Here is an 18,223-nt window from a genome sequence, read left to right as displayed (position 1 = left end):
CGCCTGCGCCACGCTGCCTCCTTCGCCGGTCGTGTCGTCCCTATCGCGTCTCGATCCGCTTCGCCACCGGCGTGCGCGCAGGCGGCGGCGCAACACGACGGACCGACCCGCAACGCTGCGCCATGCCGTCAGCGCGCATGGCGCGGCACGTTCGGGATCACCCCGAACGGATCGGCGTCAGATCGCCGGACCCTTGAAATTGTCGGCGTAGGTCTGGAGCTTCAGGGTGCGCCCGGCCTGACCCGACGTCACATGATAAGCGAGGCCATGGCGCTCGGCATAGGCCTTCGCCGCCGCGAGTGTGGGGAACGACAAATGGACCTGATCGCGCACGTCGCCCGAGCCGGCCCAGCCGGTCAGCGGATCGGGGCGCTTGGCCTCGGCCGGCTCATATTCGAGCACCCACGCGCTCTCCTTGTAGCGACCGGATTGCATGGCGCTCTTCATGCGCTGGCGGATGCGGGCTTCGACCATGAACCCACCGTCTATCGTCACGCTGCGGTGCGTCAAGAGGATGCGCGCTTGGTGCGCAGCGTCGGCGCGGCGGCGGCCGGATCGTCGGGCCACGGATGGCGCGGATAACGGCCGCGCATCTCCTTGGCGACGGCGGCCCAGCTTCCCGCCCAGAAGCCGGGCAGGTCGCGCGTCGTCTGGATCGAGCGGCCGGCGGGCGAGGTCAGCCGCAGCACCAATGGCGTGTGTCCGATCATCGGATGCGCGGCCAGACCGAACAGGGCCTGCACGCGCAGTTCCACCGCCGGGCCGCCCTCTGCCGCATAGTCGATCGCGTAGGTAGTGCCGAGCGGCGAGGTGAAGTGCGCCGGTGCCTCGGCATCGAGCCGGCGCTTGCCGTCCCAGCCGAGCAGCCCCTCGAGCGCGGCGTGGAGCGCGCCGGGCGGGACGTCGCTCAGCCGGCGCCGGCCCTCGACCAGCGACGGCAGCCATTCGTCGAGCCGCGCGACCAGCGCCTTGTCGGCCAGCGCGTCGATCCCGACGAAGCCGGCGCGCAGCCGCAAGGCACGTGCCGCATCGCCCCACGGTAGCAGATCGAGGCCATGCGCGCGCACCCCCTCGACCAAAGCGGCGGCGAGCGCGGCGCGATCCGGATCGGGCGCCGGGCCGCGCGCCAGCCGGATCGCGCCCAGCCGCCGCTCGCGCGTCGCCGTCGCCGTGCCGGTCGCCGGATCGAAGGCGAGCGTGGTGACGGTCTCGATCCGCTCGGCGAACAGCGAATCGATCTCGTCGGGGGCGATCGGCGCGGCCGAGACGATGCGCGCGCCCGCGGCCGCGCCCTGCGTCTCGGCCACCGCCAGCCATTCGGCGCGGGCGAGCGCGCTGGTGGGATCGAGGCGGAAGCCGCGCCCGCCCGCCGCGATCCAGTCGGCGCCATCCGCCCCGCGCCGCTTCGCCACCCGATCGGGAAAGGCGAGCGCGACGCACGCGCTGAGCGGCCCCTGCCCGCTCCCCGCCTTCGCCGCCTGCGCCCAGCGCCGGGCGAGGCCGCGCGCGCCCTCGGCCCGCTTACCATTGTCCTGCCGCCAGCGGCGTAGCCGTGTCTCCAGATCGGGATCAGGGCCACCCAACCCCTGTTCCGACAGCAGCACCGCCACCTCGGCCGCGCTGCCGCCCATCCCTTGCGCACCCGCCGCGACCAGCATGTGGCCGAGCCGTGGGGCGAGCGGCAGCGTCGCCACCGCCTTGCCGTGCGCGGTCGGGCGGCCGTCCGCGTCGATCAGGCCGAAGCCCTCCAGCCGCCGCTTCGCCTCGGCCACCGCCGGCGCCGAAGGCGGATCGATCCACGCCAGCGCGCCCGGATCGGTGACGCCCCAGATCGCGCAGGCGAGCACCAGCCCGGACAGGTCCGCCTCGGCGATTTCGGGCGGATCGTAGGGCGCGAGCCCGGCGGTCGCCGCCGCCTCCCACAGGCGATAGGCGACGCCCGGCCGCTGCCGGCCGGCACGCCCCGCGCGCTGAGTCGCGGCGGCCTGGCTCACCCGCTCGGTCGCGAGCCGCGTCATGCCGGCGGCGCGATCGTAGCGCGGCCGGCGTGCCAGCCCGCTGTCGACCACCACGGCCACGCCGTCGAGCGTCAGGCTGGTCTCGGCGATGGCGGTGGCAAGCACCAGCTTGCGCCGCCCGGCCGGCTCGGCGCGGATCGCCGCGCGCTGGGCGGCGGGATCGAGCGTGCCGTACAGGCGATGCAGCACCACGTCGGCGGGCAGGCCGCCTTCCACCCGCTCGGCGGTGCGCTCGATCTCGGCGACGCCGGGCAGGAAGGCGAGCACGCCGCCGTCGGTCTCGGCAAGCGCGCGGCGGATCGCGGCGGCCATGTCGTCCTCGATCCGCTGCGCGCTGCGGCCGAGATGGCGCAGCTCGATCGGAAAGCCGCGCCCCTCGCTCTCGATCACCGGCGCGCCGCCCAGCAGGGCCGAGAAGCGCGGCCCCTCCAGCGTCGCCGACATCGCCACCAGCCGAAGGTCGGGCCGCAACGCCGCCTGCACGTCGCGCGCGAGCGCCAGCCCGAAATCGCCGTCGAGGCTGCGTTCGTGCACTTCGTCGAACAGCACGGCCGAGATGCCGACCAGCTCGGGATCGGCCTGCACCATGTTGACGAAGATGCCCTGCGTGACCACCAGCAGCCGCGTCGCCGCCGACTGGCGGCTGTCGAGGCGGGTCGCATAGCCGATGCGGCCACCGATCTTCTCGCCCGCCAGCTCGGCGATCCGCTCGGCGGCGGCGCGCGCTGCGATGCGACGCGGCGACAGCAGCAGCACACGGCCCGTGCACCACGGGCGATCGAGCAGGGCCGGCGCGACCGCGGTGGTCTTGCCCGCGCCCGGCGGCGCCACGAGCACGGCGTTCGACCCCGCATCGAGCGCGGCGAGCAGCGCGGGCAAGACGGCGTGGATCGGCAGCGGGGTCACGCCGACCGCTTACCCTTGCTCCACCTATGACGTCACCCCGGACTTGTTCCGGGGTCCACGCTGCGGCAATCCTCGCCGACGCGGCTCGGCCGCCCGGTGGACCCCGGAACAAGTCCGGGGTGACGAAGGGACGCGATGGCGAAATTCTATTTCTATTATGCCTCGATGAATGCCGGTAAATCGACCGTGCTGCTGCAGGCCGATTTCAACTATCGCGAGCGCGGCATGGCGACGATGCTGTGGACCGCAGCACTCGACGATCGCTACCGGCCCGGCACCATCGCCTCGCGCATCGGGCTCGAAATGCCGGCGCACGTCTTCGACGCCGCGACCGATCTGCGCGGGGCGATCGCGGCGCAGCACGCCGCCACCCCGCTCAACTGCGTGCTGGTCGACGAGGCGCAATTCCTGACGCGCGGCCAGGTGTTCGCGCTCGCCGGCGTGGCCGACGAGCTCGGCATTCCGGTGCTGGCCTATGGCTTGCGCACCGATTTCCAGGCGACATTGTTCGAGGGCAGCATGTGGCTGCTCGCGCTCGCCGACATACTGTCGGAGATCAAGGCGGTGTGCGGTTGCGGGCGCAAGGCGACGATGAACCTCCGCCTCGATGCCGAGGGCCGGGTCGCGCGCGAGGGCGCGCAGACCGAGATCGGCGGCAACGACCGCTATCTGGCGGTATGCCGGCGCCACTTCATGGCGGCGATGCGCGACGGCGCATTGCCCGACGCGATCCGCCCCGCCTAAGACGTGGATTAAACGGTGCTCCTGCGGAAGCAGGAGCCCAGGGCGGCGGACGTGACGCGTGGCTCTGGGCTCCTGCCTGCGCAGGAGCACACCATAGCTGATCCGGGAACCACGACAGATGTTCACCACGCGACGCGAAATGCTGGCCGGTGCCGGCGCCATCGGCCTTGCCGGCGCACTGCCGGCGCAGGCGCCCGCCGTGCCGGGCGATACCACCGCAACCGCGCTGCTGGCGCAGACCGCCGACTGGCTGCTTACCACCTATCCCGAGGTCGCCCTGGGGCTGGGCATCGACAAGGGCGCGCATGCCGCATTGCGCTCGCGCCTGTCGGATCGCACCGCCGCCGCCGATCATGCGCGCGCGGCATCGGCGGCGACCCAGCTGGCCAAGCTCAAGGCAGCGGATCGCGGCGCGCTGTCGCCGTCGGTCGCGCTCGATCTCGACGTCGCGACCACCGCCTTCCAGCTCGCCGTCGACGGCTGGAGCGCGATGCCGGTCGGCGAGGTGGCGGTGCTCAACGCCGACCATAATTTCGCCAACTCGCCCTTCGTCGTCTCGCAGAATAGCGGCGCCTACGTGACCATACCGTCGACGCTGGAGGAGCGGCACGCCGTCGCCACCGCCGAGGATGCCGACGCCTATCTCGCGCGGATCGAGGCGTTCGCCGGCCAGATCGACGGCGACACCGGCCGCGTCGCCGCCGACGCCGCCAAGGGCGCAATCCTGCCCGACTTCCTCAACGACATCACCACCAAGCAGATGGGCGCGATGGCCGCCGGCCCGGTGGCGCATTGGGGCATGATCGAGAGCTTCGCCGCTAAATGCGCCAAGGCCGGCCTGCCCGCCAGCCATGCCGCGCGCGCCGAGAAACTGGCCGCCGAGCGCGCCGTCCCAGCGCTCCGCCGCCAGATCGCGGCGCTGCGCGCGACACGGGCGAAGGCGACCGACGCGCCCGGCGTCTGGGCGTGCAAGGATGGCGACGCTTATTATGCGTGGCTGGTAAAGGCGGCGACCACCACCAATTACAGCCCCGACGAGCTGCACAAACTGGGCGTCGAGCAGCATCGCGCGCTCGATTCGCAGATCGATACGCTGCTGAAGGCGCAGGGGCTGAGCCAGGGCACGGTCGGCGAGCGGCTTACCGCGCTGTCGACGCGCCCCGACCTGTTGTTCAGCAACGACGATGCCGGCCGTGCCAAATTGCTCGCTTACCTCAACGGCGTCATCGCCGACGTGCGCACGCGCCTGCCGCGCGCCTTCGCGACGTTGGTGAAGGGCAATCTCGTCATCAAGCGCGTGCCGCCCGCGATCCAGGACGGCATGCCCAACGGCTATGCCGGGCCGGGCTCGATGGACGGGTCGATCCCCGGCACCTACTATATCAACCTCAAGGATACCCACATCTGGCCGCGTTATTCGCTGCCGACGCTCTGCTATCACGAGGGCATTCCCGGCCATGTCTGGCAGGGCGAATATAGCTTCAAACTGCCACTGATCCGCTCGCTGCTGGCGTTCAACGCCTATTCGGAGGGCTGGGCGCTCTATTCGGAGCAGCTCGGCGACGAGCTCGGCGTCTATGCCGACGATCCGCTCGGCCGGATCGGCTACCTCCAGTCGATCAACTTCCGCGCGATGCGGCTGGTGGTCGATACCGGCGTGCACGCCAAGCGCTGGGGCTTCGACCAGGCGCTCGATACCTTCGCCGCGGGCACCGGCCAGCCGCGCGAGCAGTTGCGCGCCGAGCTCAACCGTTACTGCTCGTGGCCCGGGCAGGCGTGCGGCTACAAGATGGGGCATAACGAGATCAACCGCGTGCGCGATCACGCCAAGGCGAAGCTCGGCAAGCGTTTCGACCTGCGCCGCTTCGACGATGCGATCGTACTCGGCGGCAACATGCCGCTGACCCTGCTGTCGGAGGTGGTCGACCGCTACGTCGCCGGCGCCTGAGCGGCACGCGCGCGATCCAGCGCGGCGACGAAGACGGCGGGATCGTCGAGCTTGTGCGCGACCGCGACGATCTCGCGGCGGCGCACGCGCACGGGCGGCGCGACATCGACCACCACGTTGGGCCACGCCGCGAGCGCGAGGTTCATCACGCCCGGCGCCTTCATCGCCGCCGCATCCCACGCGCCGCGCAGGCCAGCGACGTGGGCGAGCGGGATCGGCACCACCTTCAGCCAGCCGAGGCGCATCGTCAGCACGCCGTCGGCGATCGTCACCGGGCGCGCACGGATCGAGCGCAGCAGGCCGACCAGCACCGCGACCAGCGCCACGTCGAGCAGGCCGAGCGGCAAGGCGATCGGCCAGCCCCACAATGCCATCGCGATCAGGTGCAGCACCGCCGTCTCGACCAAGGCGAGGCCTAGCAGCACGCCCAACGCCGGCGAGATGCTGCGGTGATAGGGAAAGGCGGTGGCAGCCTTCCCGCTTGAACCCTCGTCCACGACACGCCTCCCGTCATCAGCGGATAAACGGCGCGCAACGCGGCGCCGGCGTGACGCACTATGGCAGCATCGCCGCTTTCCGCTATTCGGCGCGCACGGAGCCCCAAGGCTCGCGCGAAGGACGATCGACGATGCTGCTTTCGATTCCCGATCTGCTCACCCCCGACGAGGTGCGCGACGCGCGCGCTCTGCTCGAGGCCGCCGCGTGGGAGGATGGCCGCACCACCGCCGGCCATCGTGCGGTGACCGTGAAGAGCAACCTGCAGCTGCCGCTCGATCATCCCGTCGCGAGGCAACTGGGCGATCTGATCCTCGACCGGCTCGGGCGCAACCCGCTGTTCATCGCCGCGACGCTGCCGCTGCGCGTGCTGCCGCCGCGCTTCAACCGCTACGAGGGTGGCGGCACCTATGGCAGCCATGTCGACAGCGCGATCTTCCCGCTGCCCGGCTCGCAGCAGCGCGTCCGCTCCGACATCTCCTCGACCTTGTTCTTCAGCGATCCCGACAGCTACGAGGGCGGCGAACTGGTAATCGAGGATCTGTTCGGCACCCAGCGCGTCAAGCTGCCCGCCGGGCATATTGTCATCTATCCCGGCAGCAGCCTGCACCACGTGACGCCGGTGACGCGCGGCGTGCGGCTCGCCGCCTTCTTCTGGACGCAGAGCATGGTCCAGCGCGACGACCAGCGCCGCTTGCTGTTCGAGCTCGACAATGCGGTGCGCGACCTGACCGGCGATCATCCCGAGCATGCCGCGCTCGACCGGCTGACCGGCGTCTACCACAATCTGCTGCGGCAATGGTCGACGACGTGACCGCGCCGCTGCCGCCGCATGCGGGCGTGCCCGACGGCGTCGCGACGCTCGCCGATTACGAGACGCGCGCGGCGGCGCATATGGCGGCCGAGGCGTGGCGCTATGTGCAAGAAGGCAGCGGCGAGGAACGCACGCTACACGACAATCGCGCCGCCTTCGCGCGCCTGCGGCTGCTGCCGCGCGTGCTGGCCGACCTGCGCGGGGGAAGCACGGCGACCACCTTGTTCGGGCGGACGCACGCCGCGCCGATCCTGCTCGCGCCGATCGCCTTTCACCGGCTCGCGCATCCGGAGGGCGAACTCGCGACCGCGCGCGCCGCCGCCGCGCTGGAGACGGGGATGGTGCTCAGCACATTGTCGAGCGTGACGCTGGAGGAGGTGGCGACGGCGAGCCGCGCCGCCGCGACCGACCTCGGCCGGCCGCCCGCGTCCTTGTGGTTCCAGCTCTATCTGCAGGACGAGCGCGCGCGCAGCCTCGATCTCGTCCGCCGGGCCGAAACGGCAGGGTATGAAGCGATCATGCTGACGGTCGATTCGGCGGTGAAGCGCGCGAGCCTGACGCTGCCCGCGGGCGTCGATGCCGCCAATCTGCGCGGCCATCCCCGCTTGCGCCAGACGACCAGCGCCGGCGGCGCGATCCTGTTCGGCACGCTGCTGGTCGATGCCGCGCCGCGCTGGGACGATGTCGCGTGGCTGCGCGCGCAGACGCGCCTGCCGATCCTGCTCAAAGGCGTTCTCAACCCCGCCGACGCGGCGATGGCGATCGAACATGGCGCCGACGGGCTGGTCGTCTCCAACCATGGCGGACGCGTACTGGACGACGTGGTCACCGCGCCCGAGATGATGCCGGCGATGGCCGACGCGATCGGCGGGCGCGTGCCGCTTTTGCTCGACGGCGGCGTGCGATCGGGCACCGATATCGCCAAGGCGCTCGCGCTGGGGGCAACGGCGGTGATGATCGGCCGCCCGCAGGTGCATGCGCTCGCCGTGGCCGGCATGGCGGGCGTCGCCCACATCCTGCATCTGCTGCGCGCCGAGCTGGAGCAGGCGATGGTCCAGCTCGGCTGCCGCACCCCCGCCGCCCTCACGCCCGACCGACTGCGCACACGCTTCGCCGAACACATATAAAGAAAGCTTTATATGCGACTTGACGGTCCGGCGGTGGCATGGGACACGCGCATCGTCGAGGTTCTCCGCCGGTTTGCCGACGGAGCTAAGACGGGAAGCCGGTGCGGCCGCCTCACGGTGGCCAAGGCCGGCGCTGCCCCCGCAACTGTAAGCGGTGAGCGGCGGCCGAGACGTGTCACTGGCGGCTTCCAGCCGCCGGGAAGGCCAGGCCGACGCGACGATCCGTGAGCCAGGAGACCTGCCTCCGACGCGATAACGTCCACCGGCGGGGTGTCCGGGCTGGCCGCTTGCATGCCGCGGCCGGCCGTCGTCCGCGCATGCCTGTGTCCGGTCTGCATGCCCGCGCTTCATCGGGGTATGAAGACCATGACCGTCACCGTCGCCACGCTCGGCTTCCCGCGCATCGGGCCGCGCCGCGAACTGAAATTCGCGCTCGAAAAATACTGGTCGGGCCAGACCAGCCTCGCCGACCTGCAGGAAACCGCATCGGGCCTGCGCACCGCCGCCTGGGCGCGGCAGCAGGCCGGCGGCGTCGACTGGCTGCCGTCCAACGATTTCTCGCTCTACGATCATGTGCTCGACACCAGCGTGATGCTGGGTGCGATTCCAGCGCGCTATGCCGCGATCACCGACGCGACCGAGCTGTATTTCGCGATGGCGCGCGGCACGACCGCGGGCGAAGACGGCTGTGGCCACGGCCATGGCAGCCTGACGGCGTGCGAGATGACCAAATGGTTCGACACCAATTATCACTATCTGGTGCCCGAACTGACCGCCGGCCAGAGGCTGACGCCCGGCCGGGCGAAGATCGTCGACGATTATCGCGAGGCCAAGGCGGCGGGCTATGAGACGCGCCCGGTGCTGCTCGGCCCGGTGACGTGGCTGACCTTGGCCAAGGGCCGCGGGATCGATCCGTTCGACCTGCTCGACACCGTGCTCGATCGCTATGCGGCGATCCTCGCCGAGCTGGCGGCGGCGGGCGTCGAATGGGTGCAGATCGACGAGCCGGTGCTGGTGCTCGATCTCGACGAGCGTCAGCGGCGCGCGCTCACCCGCGCTTATGCCAAGCTGGCGCGCCAAAGCGTGAAGATCATGCTCGCGACCTATTTCGGCAGCCTCGGCGACAATCTGTCGTTCGCGGCGAACCTGCCGGTGGCGGGGCTGCACGTCGATCTCGTGCGCGCGCCCGAGCAGCTCCAGCCATTGCTGCAGGCGGCACCCAAGTCGCTGCTGCTGTCGCTCGGCGTGATCGACGGGCGTAACGTCTGGCGCGCCGACCTCGCCGCCTTGCTCGACCGGATCGAGCCGGTCGCGGCGACGCGCGACATCGTGATCGCGCCGTCCTGCTCGCTGCTGCACGTGCCGGTCGATCTGGCGCTGGAGCGCGGGCTCGATCGCGAGGTGACGCAATGGCTCGCCTTCGCCGCGCAGAAGGTGGCCGAGCTTGCCGTGCTCAAGCGCGCGCTCAACGAAGGCCGCGAGAGCGTGCCCGACGCGCTGGAACTGGCGTCGCGCGCCGCCGCCAACCGCCGCACCTCGCCGTTGATCCACGATCCCGCCGTCGCGGCGCGCATCGACGCTGCCACCCCCGCCATGCGCGAGCGCCGCAGCGGCCACGCCGCCCGCACCGCCGCGCAGGCGGGCGTGCTCGGCTTGCCGCCCTTCCCGACCACGACGATCGGCTCGTTCCCGCAGACGGCCGAAGTGCGCAAAGCGCGCGCCGAGCATGGTCGCGGCAATATCGACGACGCGGCCTACGACGCCTTCCTGCGCGAGGAGACCGCGCGCACGATCCGCTGGCAGGAAGAGATCGGGCTCGACATGCTCGTCCACGGCGAGTTCGAGCGCAACGACATGGTGCAATATTTCGGCGAGCGGCTGTCGGGCTTCGCCTTCACCACCGGCGGCTGGGTGCAGAGCTACGGCTCGCGCTGCGTGCGCCCGCCGATCCTCTACGGCGACGTCTCGCGGCCGGCGCCGATGACGGTCGAATGGTGGCGCTATGCGCAGTCGCTGACCGACAAGCCGGTCAAGGGCATGCTGACCGGGCCGGTGACGATCCTCAACTGGAGCTTCGTGCGCGACGACCAGCCGCGCGAGGCGTCGTGCCGCCAGATCGCACTCGCCATCCGCGACGAGGTGCTCGATCTCGAGGCCGCGGGCTGCAAGGCGATCCAGATCGACGAGGCGGCATTGCGCGAGGGGCTGCCGCTCAACCGACGCGACTGGCAGCATTATCTCGACTGGGCGGTCGACTGCTTCCGGCTGACCGCGGCCGGCGTCGCCGACGCGACCCAGATCCACACCCACATGTGCTATTCGGAGTTTAACGACATCCTGCCGTCGATCGGCGCGATGGACACCGACGTGATCTCGATCGAGACCGCGCGCTCGCAGATGGAGCTGCTGGAGGGCTTCGCCCGCTATCGCTACCCCAGCGCGATCGGGCCGGGCGTGTACGACATCCACGCGCCGCGCGTGCCGACCGAGGCCGAAATGGTGGCGCTGGTGCGGCTCGCCCAGCAGCATCTGCGGCCCGAGCAATTGTGGGTGAACCCCGATTGCGGCCTCAAGACGCGCAAGTGGGACGAGGTGAAGCCGGCGATCGCCGCAATGGTGGCGGCGGCGCGCACCTTGCGCGCCACCCCCTGACCCACACCTCCGTGCTCCTGCGGAGGCAGGAGCCCAGGGTTATCGGGCACTACGCCCGCAGCCCTGGGCTCCCGCATTCGCGGGAGCACGAGCCGATCCGTTCGCGCCGAGCGAACGGGGGACTACCCCCGCTCGCCCCGCTCCGCTCCGCTCAGCCCTTCGTCGCGGGCCCGTAGAACAGGCCGTTGAACAGGAATTTGAACGTCGGATAGGGCTGGCCGCGCTGCGTCACCTCCGGCCCGAGCAGGAAGACGTGGCCCTTGCCGAGCGCCGCATCGACGACGCCGACATTGCCGTTGAGCAGTTTCTGCCCCCACGCCCAGCCCGAGACCAGCGGATCGTCATTGTAGAACCAGCTGACCTTGTGCAGCGACGGATCGCTCATCGAGCCAACGAACACCGGGTTGTTGTAATAGAAGACGTTGAGCGTCTCGGGCAGGCCGAAGGCGAGCGGATCGCTCGTGTCGACCTTCGCCGTCAGGATCGAGCCGGGGATATAATATTTGCTCGACGGGATCGTCGCCGGCTTGCCGTTCTTGCCGGTCGTCATCAGCACGTTCGTCACCGGCAGGCCGAGCGCCGGCCCCATTGCGGACGCGTTGCCGATCGTGATGACCGTGCCGCCCGCCTTGGCGAAATCGGCCACCGCCGGATAGGTCTTCTCCTTGGTGATCTTCCCGAGCCACGACCGATATTGCGCCGGGATTTCGGCGGCGTCGGGTTGGCCGCGCCCCGGATAATCCTCGCGGCCCAGCACGTCGCTCTGGAAGATCAGCACGTCATATTTGCGGTTGAGACCGCCGCGATCGAGCTCCTGCGGATAGACGCGGCTGTAGCCGAACTCATACTGGTCGAACAGCCAGCGGGTCCAGCCCGACGCCATCGAGCCGCCATAGATGTCGACCAGGCCGATCCGCACCGGCTTGACCGCGATCACGTCGCCGGCGGGCTTGGCCGCGACGGCATGCGCGTCGATGCCGAGCGTCGCGACCGCCTTCGTCACTGCCGCCTTGGCGGCCGACGAGGCCGGGATCCACAGCGCGCCGGGCGCGAGCGCCTCGCCGTCGACGGTCGTCGCCGCCTTCAGCCAATAGACCTTCTGCCCGGCCTTGAGCAGGCGGTTGGTGAGCGTGAAGCTGTTGTTGGTGGCGTGGCTGACGACATAGCCGGCGCTCCCGCTGCCGAGCATATGCCCGGCTGGCGGCGTCTCGATCACGTCGGGGATGACCGGGAAGGCCTGCGGCGCGCCGTCGAGCAGCCGGTCGAACTTCACGTTCATCTGCAGCGCGAGCGTGTAGCCGGTGATGTCGTAGGGGCGGATCGGCGGACCGCCGGGGTAAGCGAAATCCTGCGGATGGTCCTGCGGCTCGAACATGTCGAGCACGTGCGGGCGGAACGCCTGATCGGTGCGGACGATGTACGAGCCGGCGGCGTAGCTCTTGCCGCCAAAGGTGAAGGCGGCGGTCGCCTGCTGCACCTCGATGCCGTTCTTGATGAGCGAGTTCAGGAACTTGACCGTGGTCGGCATGTCCGGCTGCGCATCGGCCGGGATGATGTAGGCGCGCGGCGCGCGCATCGCCGGATCGTGCAGCACCGTCTGGTACAGCTCGGTCGGCACCGGCCGATCCTCGCGGCCGATCACCGCCGCGCCGCCATTATCCTCCTGTGCAGCGCCCGCGCCGGCCTTGGCGGCGGCGTCGCGCGCCGCGTTGAGGCGCTTCGGCGTGATCACCCAGCTATCCTGGCTGCCCTTCTGGATCTCGTTGCGACCCATGATGTAGCGATTGTAGAGCACCGTCTCGCGATAGCGCGACGCATAGTCGAGCACCGCGCGATCCATCTCCTTGATGTAATCGAGGCTGGTCTGGAAATGCCACGGGCCCGGCGGGATGGGCATCACCTCGTCCTGGCGCGGCAGCTGGTTCTTGAGCACCAGCGGGATCTCGATCGGGGTCGGGTTGCCGATGATCTCGGTCAGGATGCCGATCTGGTTGTGGAAATAGCCGACCGTGCGGATGCCGCCGTTGAACCAGGTCGAGTAAGGCGCGCCCGAGCGCATCACCGAGCCGCCCTTGCCCTGCGCCACGAGGCGCGCGTGCATCATCTCGCCGACCACGTCGGTCTGGTTGATGACGAGCGGTTCGTTGTTGAAATTGTACGGATCGCGGAACGGCGGGATGAACACCACCGCGCCCTCGGGCCCGGTCTGATGCTCGTTATAGAGGATCTGCGGATACCATTCGCGATATCCGGCGCGGTTCATGTTGGTCGTCTCGGGCTGGTTCGAGGCGAAGCTGTCGCGATTATCGTCGTGGCCGACATATTTCTGGTAGAGGACCGGGATCGTCTCGGTCGCGCGCTTCTTCTGGTCCTGCGGCGCCATATACCAGTCGGCGACCAGCTCGAGCCCGTCGGGATTGGCCCAGACGAACAACGTGATGTCGTCGTTGAGCAGCCGCAGCGTCTCGGGATCGTTCTTGGTCAGCATCTCGTAGACCATCTGGAGATGCGTCTGCGCGTTGGTGACCTCGGTCGCGTGCAGGCCGGCGTCGATCCACACCACCGCCTTGCCGTCCTTGGCGAGCGCGTGCGCCTGATCGTCGGTCAGCCCCTTCGCCAGCGCGAGCTGCTGCGAGACCTGGCGATAATGGTCGATATTGCGGATATTTTCGGGTGAGGAGACGATCGCCATCCATTGGTCGCGGCCCTCGGCGGTCTTGCCGATCGAGATGAGCTTCATCCGATCGCTCTCGCCCGCCACCTTCTGCAGCCACTTGGTGGTGTTGGTGTAGTTGGCGAGGAAATAGTCGGCACCGACCTTGCCGCCGACGACGTCGTCGGGCGGCGTGACGCGGGCCTGCGTCGGCGGCGCGGTCTGCGCGATCGCGGGCGCCCCCAGCGGCGCGAGGGTCACCAGTCCGAACATCGTGGTCGCGAGCAGCAAGCTGCGCATCATCCGTCCCTTTCCCAAGGCCGCGGGGGCGGCCACATTCCATGAAGGCAAGCGATACAGCGGAAACACAGACGGAGCGGCATATCCGATACCGCCCCGCCTGCATTCCGGGGGGTTCAGAAGCTGGTGCGCACGTTCATGCCCACCGTGCGCGGCCGCGTCGTGGAATAATAATCCGGCACGCCGGTGACCGCGCTGATGACGTTGATGCCGATCTTGTCAAACAGGTTGCTGCAGTAGAGGAACACGCCGACATTGCCCTTCTGGATGCCGACGCGGGCGTTGAACAGGCTGTAGCTGCCATAGACGCGATAGGCGGCGTCGGTGAGGTGGAGCGTCGACTGCATCCGCCCGGTGTAGGTGTAATCCAGCCGGACGAGGCCGTCGAACTCGCCGAAGAGCGGCCAATCATATTCCGCGCCGGCCGAGGCGGTCATCTTCGGCACGTTGGGCAGCAGATCGCCCTTGCGGCCCGACGCCGACGGCGGGATGCCCGCGCCGGCATCCGTGACGTTCAGGATCTGGTCGGCGGTCAGGTAAGCGTGGTTGTAGTTGAACGTCGCGTTGAACAGCAGACCCTTGAGCGGCGTGACGCTCGCCTCGACCTCGGCACCGTAAACGCGCGCGCCGCCGACATTGGCGAGGAAGGAGAAGTTGCCGGCGGTCGAGCGCACCGAAGTCTGCAGGTTGCTCCAGTCGATGCGATAGCCGTCGACGTTGAAGGTCACCTTGCGATCGAAGAATTGCGTCTTCACGCCGCCTTCATAGTTCCACAGCGTGTCCGGCGAATAGGTGACGTTCGCCGCGGGCACGCCGGGCGTCAGGTTCGCGCCGCCGGGCCGGAAGCCCTGCGAGGCGGTGGCATAGACCATGATGTCCTTGGTGACGTGGAAATCGGCGTTGAATTTCTTCACGAAACCGTCGGCCTTGGCCTTGATCTCGCTGTAGGGGCTCGGCGTCTGGCCGTTGAAATAATTGTAGCCGAGGTTCGCGCCGCCCACGGTCTTGTCATAGTGGTAGTGACGCGCACCCGCCGTCAGCTCGAGGCGGCTGTTGAACAATTTGTAGCTGACCTCGCCGAACTCCGCCGTCTGCGTGACGAGATCGCGGACGAAGCGCGAGCCGAGATCGGTGACGGGCTGGCGCATCTCGCCGGTGCCGGCGATGCCGGGGAAAACCAGCGTGTCGACGCGGTCGCGCCGATCCTCGCGGAAGATGCCGAACGTGTAGATCAGCGGGCCGCGGCTGTTCGAGCTCAGGCGCAGCTCGTTGGTGAAGTTGCGCACGAAGCGCGGCTGGTAAGCGCCGATCGGCTGCAGCGACGCGGCGTAAGAGGCATAGTCGGCCAGCTGCTGCGCCGAGCTGACCCCGCCGACCGCGGTCGTGCAGCGGGCGGCGGCGGAGGTGTTGCCCGGACTCGTCTTCTGCAGAAGCGATCCGGAGAAGGTGTTCTGGTACAGGCCGCAATAAGCATTCGATTTGGCGACGCTGGCGTAATTGTCGGAATTGTCGTTCGTCTGCTGGATGTTCCAGCGATAATAGCTGTTCGCCATCGTCAGCGTGCCGAAGCCGATGTCCAGCTTGCTGTCGAGATTGTACACCTGCAGCTTGTCATAGGCTGGCGAGGCGATCTTCTGAAGCGAGACATAGTCGCCCGCGCTCGGCGTCCACTGCGACGTGCCGCCATAACGCTGCGTCTGCAAAATCGCGGTGGCGTTGATCTGCAGGTTCGTGCTCGGCTTGAATTCCAGCATCGCACGGCCGCCCTGCAGCACGTTGCGATTGAGGTCGGTCTTCCCGATCACCGGATCGTCGGTGTAGCCGGCATCCTGCTGGCGGTAGAGGACGAGGCGGCCCGCCAGCACGCCATCCACCAGCGGGGCGTTGACCATCCCCTTCACGAAATAGCCGAAGCCGCCATGCTGCGTGCCCTCGGCCTGCAATTCGCTCGCGCCCTCGAACTTGGTGAGGTTCGGATCCTTGAAGATCACGCGCAGCGTGCCGCCCATCGAGCCCGAGCCGTAAAGCGTGCCCTGCGGCCCGCGCAGCACCTCGACACGCTGCACGTCGAACAGGTTGAGGTTGGGCGTGGTGCCCGACGGATCCGAGCTGGTGCCCGACGGGCCGGTCAGCGGGGTCTCGCCATAATAGAGGCCGACGGTGCTTTCGCCCGCCGTCTGGATGCCGCGGATCGAGATGCGCTGGCGGCCGGAATCGCTCTGGACCAGGTTCAGGCCCGGCACCTGCGCCACGAACTGTGACAGCTGGGTCGCGCCGAGATTCTGCAGCGACTTGTCGGTGAGCGCGGTGATCGAGATCGGCGTGTTCTGCACGGTGGTCGCGCGCTTGGTCGCGGTGACGACGATCTCGCCATTGTTGATGTCGGACGCGCCCAGCTCGGCCGGGCCGGCACCCGACGTCGACGTGTCGGCCGAAGCGGGCGGGCCGCTCTGCGCAAAGGCCGGAGAAGACAGGGATAATATGGACGCAGACACGAACAGAAGACGAGTGAGATCGCGCATTTCTTTCCCCTTTTGGCCCAGTCCTCCTTGACGCCCGCATCTATTCGTGCGCTTGCGCGCCTTCTTCGCGGATCTTGCGGAAGCTGCGGCCTTGTCAGCTGCGACAGCTCCTCTCCCAGCGGGACTATAGGCATGGCGCATCGCGCGATGCTTCACATTTACGACAGCGAAGCCTTTCCAAGGTTTCGGCAGGCCATAGCTTCAGGTTATGATCTCGCGCATCGCCCAAGACACAGGGCGGCCCCGGCAATCCGCCGACACCGATCGCGTCCGTGCGCCTTTACAAAGTGGTCCGAAGGCCGTCCTTCAGCGCGCCGGGAGCGCCTCGCCCCGCGCATAGGCGACCGTGCGCCGCGCAAGGATATCGGTCGCGTCGAGGAACGGCACCGCGAGGTCGCCGGGTCCAAGTGCCAGCGGCACCTCGGTACAGCCGGCGACGATCAGTTGCGCCCCGTCGGCGATCAGCGCCTCCGCGGAGGCGCGCATGGCGGCGCGCGTCGCATCGCCCGTATCGCCGGCCTTGATGCGCCAGACGGTCTCCATGAAGCGCGCGCGCGCCGCCCCTTCCGGAACGATCGGTGCGATGCCGAGCGGCTCGAGCGCCTGCTCGTAGAGACGCGCGCGCGCGGTGGCATCGACCGCGAGCACGCCCACCCGCTCGATCGCGGGAAAATCGGCGCGGATCGCCTGCGCGGTCTCGGCGATCAGGCTGACGAAGGGCAGTGGGGTCGCCGCGACGATCGCATCGGCAAAGGCATGGGCGGCGTTGCACGGCATCACCAGGAATGCCGCACCGCCGCCGGCGAGCCCCTGCGCCATGGCGGCGAGCGCCGGGCCGGGCGACGGGCCGGTGCCCGCCACCGCCGCATTGCGATCGGGCACGGCCGGGTTGCTGTCGACCAGCAGCCGCACATCCTCCTGCTCGCGGCTGCCCGGCCCGCGCGCCGCCTGTGAGTGGCGCAGCACCTTCGCCATGAAGTCGATCGTCGCCGCCGGGCCCATCCCGCCCAGCACGCCAACGATGCGCGCGTCCATCAGACCGCGCTCAGCACCGGCTGATAGGCGTAGAGCGCGGGCGCGCCGCCGGTGTGGACGAACAGCACCGTCTCGTCGCGCGCAATCTCGCCCGAACGGACGAGGCCGATCAGCCCCGCCGCCGCCTTGCCGGTATAGACCGGATCGAGCAGCACGCCCTCCGTACGTGCGAACAGGCGCACCGCCTCGACCATTTCGGGCGTCGGCAGCGAGTAGCCCGGCCCGACCCACTCGTCGCGGCAGACGATCGCATCGCGCGGCACGGGCACCGACGATCCGACGAACGATGCGGTGGCTTCGGCGAGCGCGTGGACATTGCCTTCCTGCTCCGCGCGCGGACGGCGCACGTTGATGCCGGTGACGGGAATGCCCGCGCTGTTGCCGAGCAGCCCCGTCACCAGCCCGGAATGGGTGCCGGCCGAGCCGCTGGCGACGACGATGCGATCGAGCGAAAGGCCCATGTCGAACGTCTGCTGCAAAATCTCTTCGGCGCACGACACGTAGCCGAGCGCGCCGAGCGGGTTCGAGCCGCCACCGGGAATGACATAGCCCTTGCGCCCCTCGGCGGCGAGGTCGTCCTTCACCCGGTTCATCGCGGCGGCGAGATCGGTGCCGGCATCGACCACGGTGACACTCTCGACGCCGAGCAGATCGAACAGGAAATTGTTGCCCGACGCGGCGGGATCGTAGCTGCCGGGGACGCGCTGTTCGAGCACGAGGCGGCACTTCAGCCCCTCGCGCACCGCCGCCGCCGCGGTCAGCCGGCAATGGTTCGACTGGACCGCCCCCACCGTGACCAATGTATCGGCGCCCTGCGCCAACGCCTCGGCGACGAGGAATTCCAGCTTGCGCGTCTTGTTGCCGCCGGCGGTCAGGCCGAGCTGGTCGTCGCGCTTGATGAACAGGCGCGCGCCGCCGAGTGCCGCCGAAAGATGCGACATCGGCTCGATGGCGGTGGCGTTCGGTGTGTAGCGGCGGCGCGGGAAACGGGCGAGGTTCATGCAATCAT

12 protein-coding genes and 1 riboswitch are annotated in these 18,223 nt (G+C 69.2%); of the genes, 5 read left to right on the top strand and 7 right to left on the bottom strand.

Annotated features, from left to right (window positions below):
* Positions 1-177: 177 nt before the first annotated feature.
* Both K8P63_RS02255 and hrpB read right to left on the bottom strand, forming a co-directional pair.
* Entirely contained in the window at positions 178-474 is a 297-nt protein-coding gene (locus K8P63_RS02255) for an NADH dehydrogenase ubiquinone Fe-S protein 4 (protein ID WP_223798265.1), read from the bottom strand.
* Between the two features lie 32 nt (positions 475-506).
* Positions 507-2,924, bottom strand: a complete 2,418-nt coding sequence (gene hrpB, locus K8P63_RS02250; RefSeq protein ID WP_223798264.1) for an ATP-dependent helicase HrpB — start codon at positions 2,922-2,924, stop codon at positions 507-509.
* Positions 2,925-3,059: 135 nt separating this feature from the next.
* On the opposite strand from hrpB, the gene K8P63_RS02245 reads away from it, so the two are divergent.
* The gene (locus K8P63_RS02245; RefSeq protein ID WP_223798263.1) at positions 3,060-3,668 is read left to right on the top strand and encodes a thymidine kinase; all 609 of its coding nucleotides are present in this window, start codon (positions 3,060-3,062) and stop codon (positions 3,666-3,668) included.
* A 118-nt stretch (positions 3,669-3,786) separates the two neighbouring features.
* Positions 3,787-5,616 (top strand): DUF885 domain-containing protein, encoded by a 1,830-nt coding sequence (locus tag K8P63_RS02240; protein ID WP_223798262.1) that lies wholly within the window; start codon positions 3,787-3,789, stop codon positions 5,614-5,616.
* On the opposite strand, the gene K8P63_RS02235 is transcribed toward K8P63_RS02240, so the two are convergent.
* Positions 5,598-6,113, bottom strand: coding sequence for a hypothetical protein (locus tag K8P63_RS02235; protein WP_223798261.1), 516 nt, complete (start codon positions 6,111-6,113; stop codon positions 5,598-5,600). The genes K8P63_RS02240 and K8P63_RS02235 overlap by 19 nt on opposite strands.
* Positions 6,114-6,244: 131 nt before the next feature.
* On the opposite strand from K8P63_RS02235, the gene K8P63_RS02230 reads away from it, so the two are divergent.
* From K8P63_RS02230 to metE, 3 genes are all read left to right on the top strand, one after another.
* Positions 6,245-6,925 (top strand): Fe2+-dependent dioxygenase, encoded by a 681-nt coding sequence (locus K8P63_RS02230; protein ID WP_223798260.1) that lies wholly within the window; start codon positions 6,245-6,247, stop codon positions 6,923-6,925.
* The gene (locus K8P63_RS02225; RefSeq protein ID WP_223798259.1) at positions 6,910-8,052 is read left to right on the top strand and encodes an alpha-hydroxy acid oxidase; all 1,143 of its coding nucleotides are present in this window, start codon (positions 6,910-6,912) and stop codon (positions 8,050-8,052) included. Before K8P63_RS02230 ends, K8P63_RS02225 begins: the two co-directional genes overlap by 16 nt.
* Before the next feature lie 41 nt (positions 8,053-8,093).
* Positions 8,094-8,312: riboswitch (cobalamin riboswitch) on the top strand.
* Between the two features lie 106 nt (positions 8,313-8,418).
* Positions 8,419-10,704, top strand: coding sequence for a 5-methyltetrahydropteroyltriglutamate--homocysteine S-methyltransferase (gene metE / locus K8P63_RS02220; RefSeq protein WP_223798258.1), 2,286 nt, complete (start codon positions 8,419-8,421; stop codon positions 10,702-10,704).
* A 151-nt stretch (positions 10,705-10,855) separates the two neighbouring features.
* Here the strand turns inward: metE and K8P63_RS02215 are convergent, their stop codons facing one another.
* The 4 genes from K8P63_RS02215 to K8P63_RS02200 form a co-directional block, all read right to left on the bottom strand.
* Positions 10,856-13,657 carry a M14 family metallopeptidase gene (locus K8P63_RS02215; RefSeq protein WP_223798257.1) on the bottom strand — a complete coding sequence of 934 codons (2,802 nt, stop codon included), beginning with the start codon at positions 13,655-13,657 and terminating at the stop codon, positions 10,856-10,858.
* 116 nt (positions 13,658-13,773) lie between these two features.
* Positions 13,774-16,179 carry a TonB-dependent receptor gene (locus K8P63_RS02210; protein WP_223798256.1) on the bottom strand — a complete coding sequence of 802 codons (2,406 nt, stop codon included), beginning with the start codon at positions 16,177-16,179 and terminating at the stop codon, positions 13,774-13,776.
* Positions 16,180-16,485: 306 nt separating this feature from the next.
* Positions 16,486-17,214, bottom strand: a complete 729-nt coding sequence (locus K8P63_RS02205; protein WP_223798255.1) for a cysteate racemase — start codon at positions 17,212-17,214, stop codon at positions 16,486-16,488.
* Entirely contained in the window at positions 17,214-18,215 is a 1,002-nt protein-coding gene (locus tag K8P63_RS02200; RefSeq protein WP_223798254.1) for a D-cysteate sulfo-lyase, read from the bottom strand. Before K8P63_RS02200 ends, K8P63_RS02205 begins: the two co-directional genes overlap by 1 nt.
* Positions 18,216-18,223: the final 8 nt, after the last annotated feature.

Source organism: Sphingomonas nostoxanthinifaciens (assembly GCF_019930585.1).
Classification (GTDB): domain Bacteria; phylum Pseudomonadota; class Alphaproteobacteria; order Sphingomonadales; family Sphingomonadaceae; genus Sphingomonas_I; species Sphingomonas_I nostoxanthinifaciens.
This window is presented reverse-complemented; position numbering and strand designations above follow the sequence as displayed.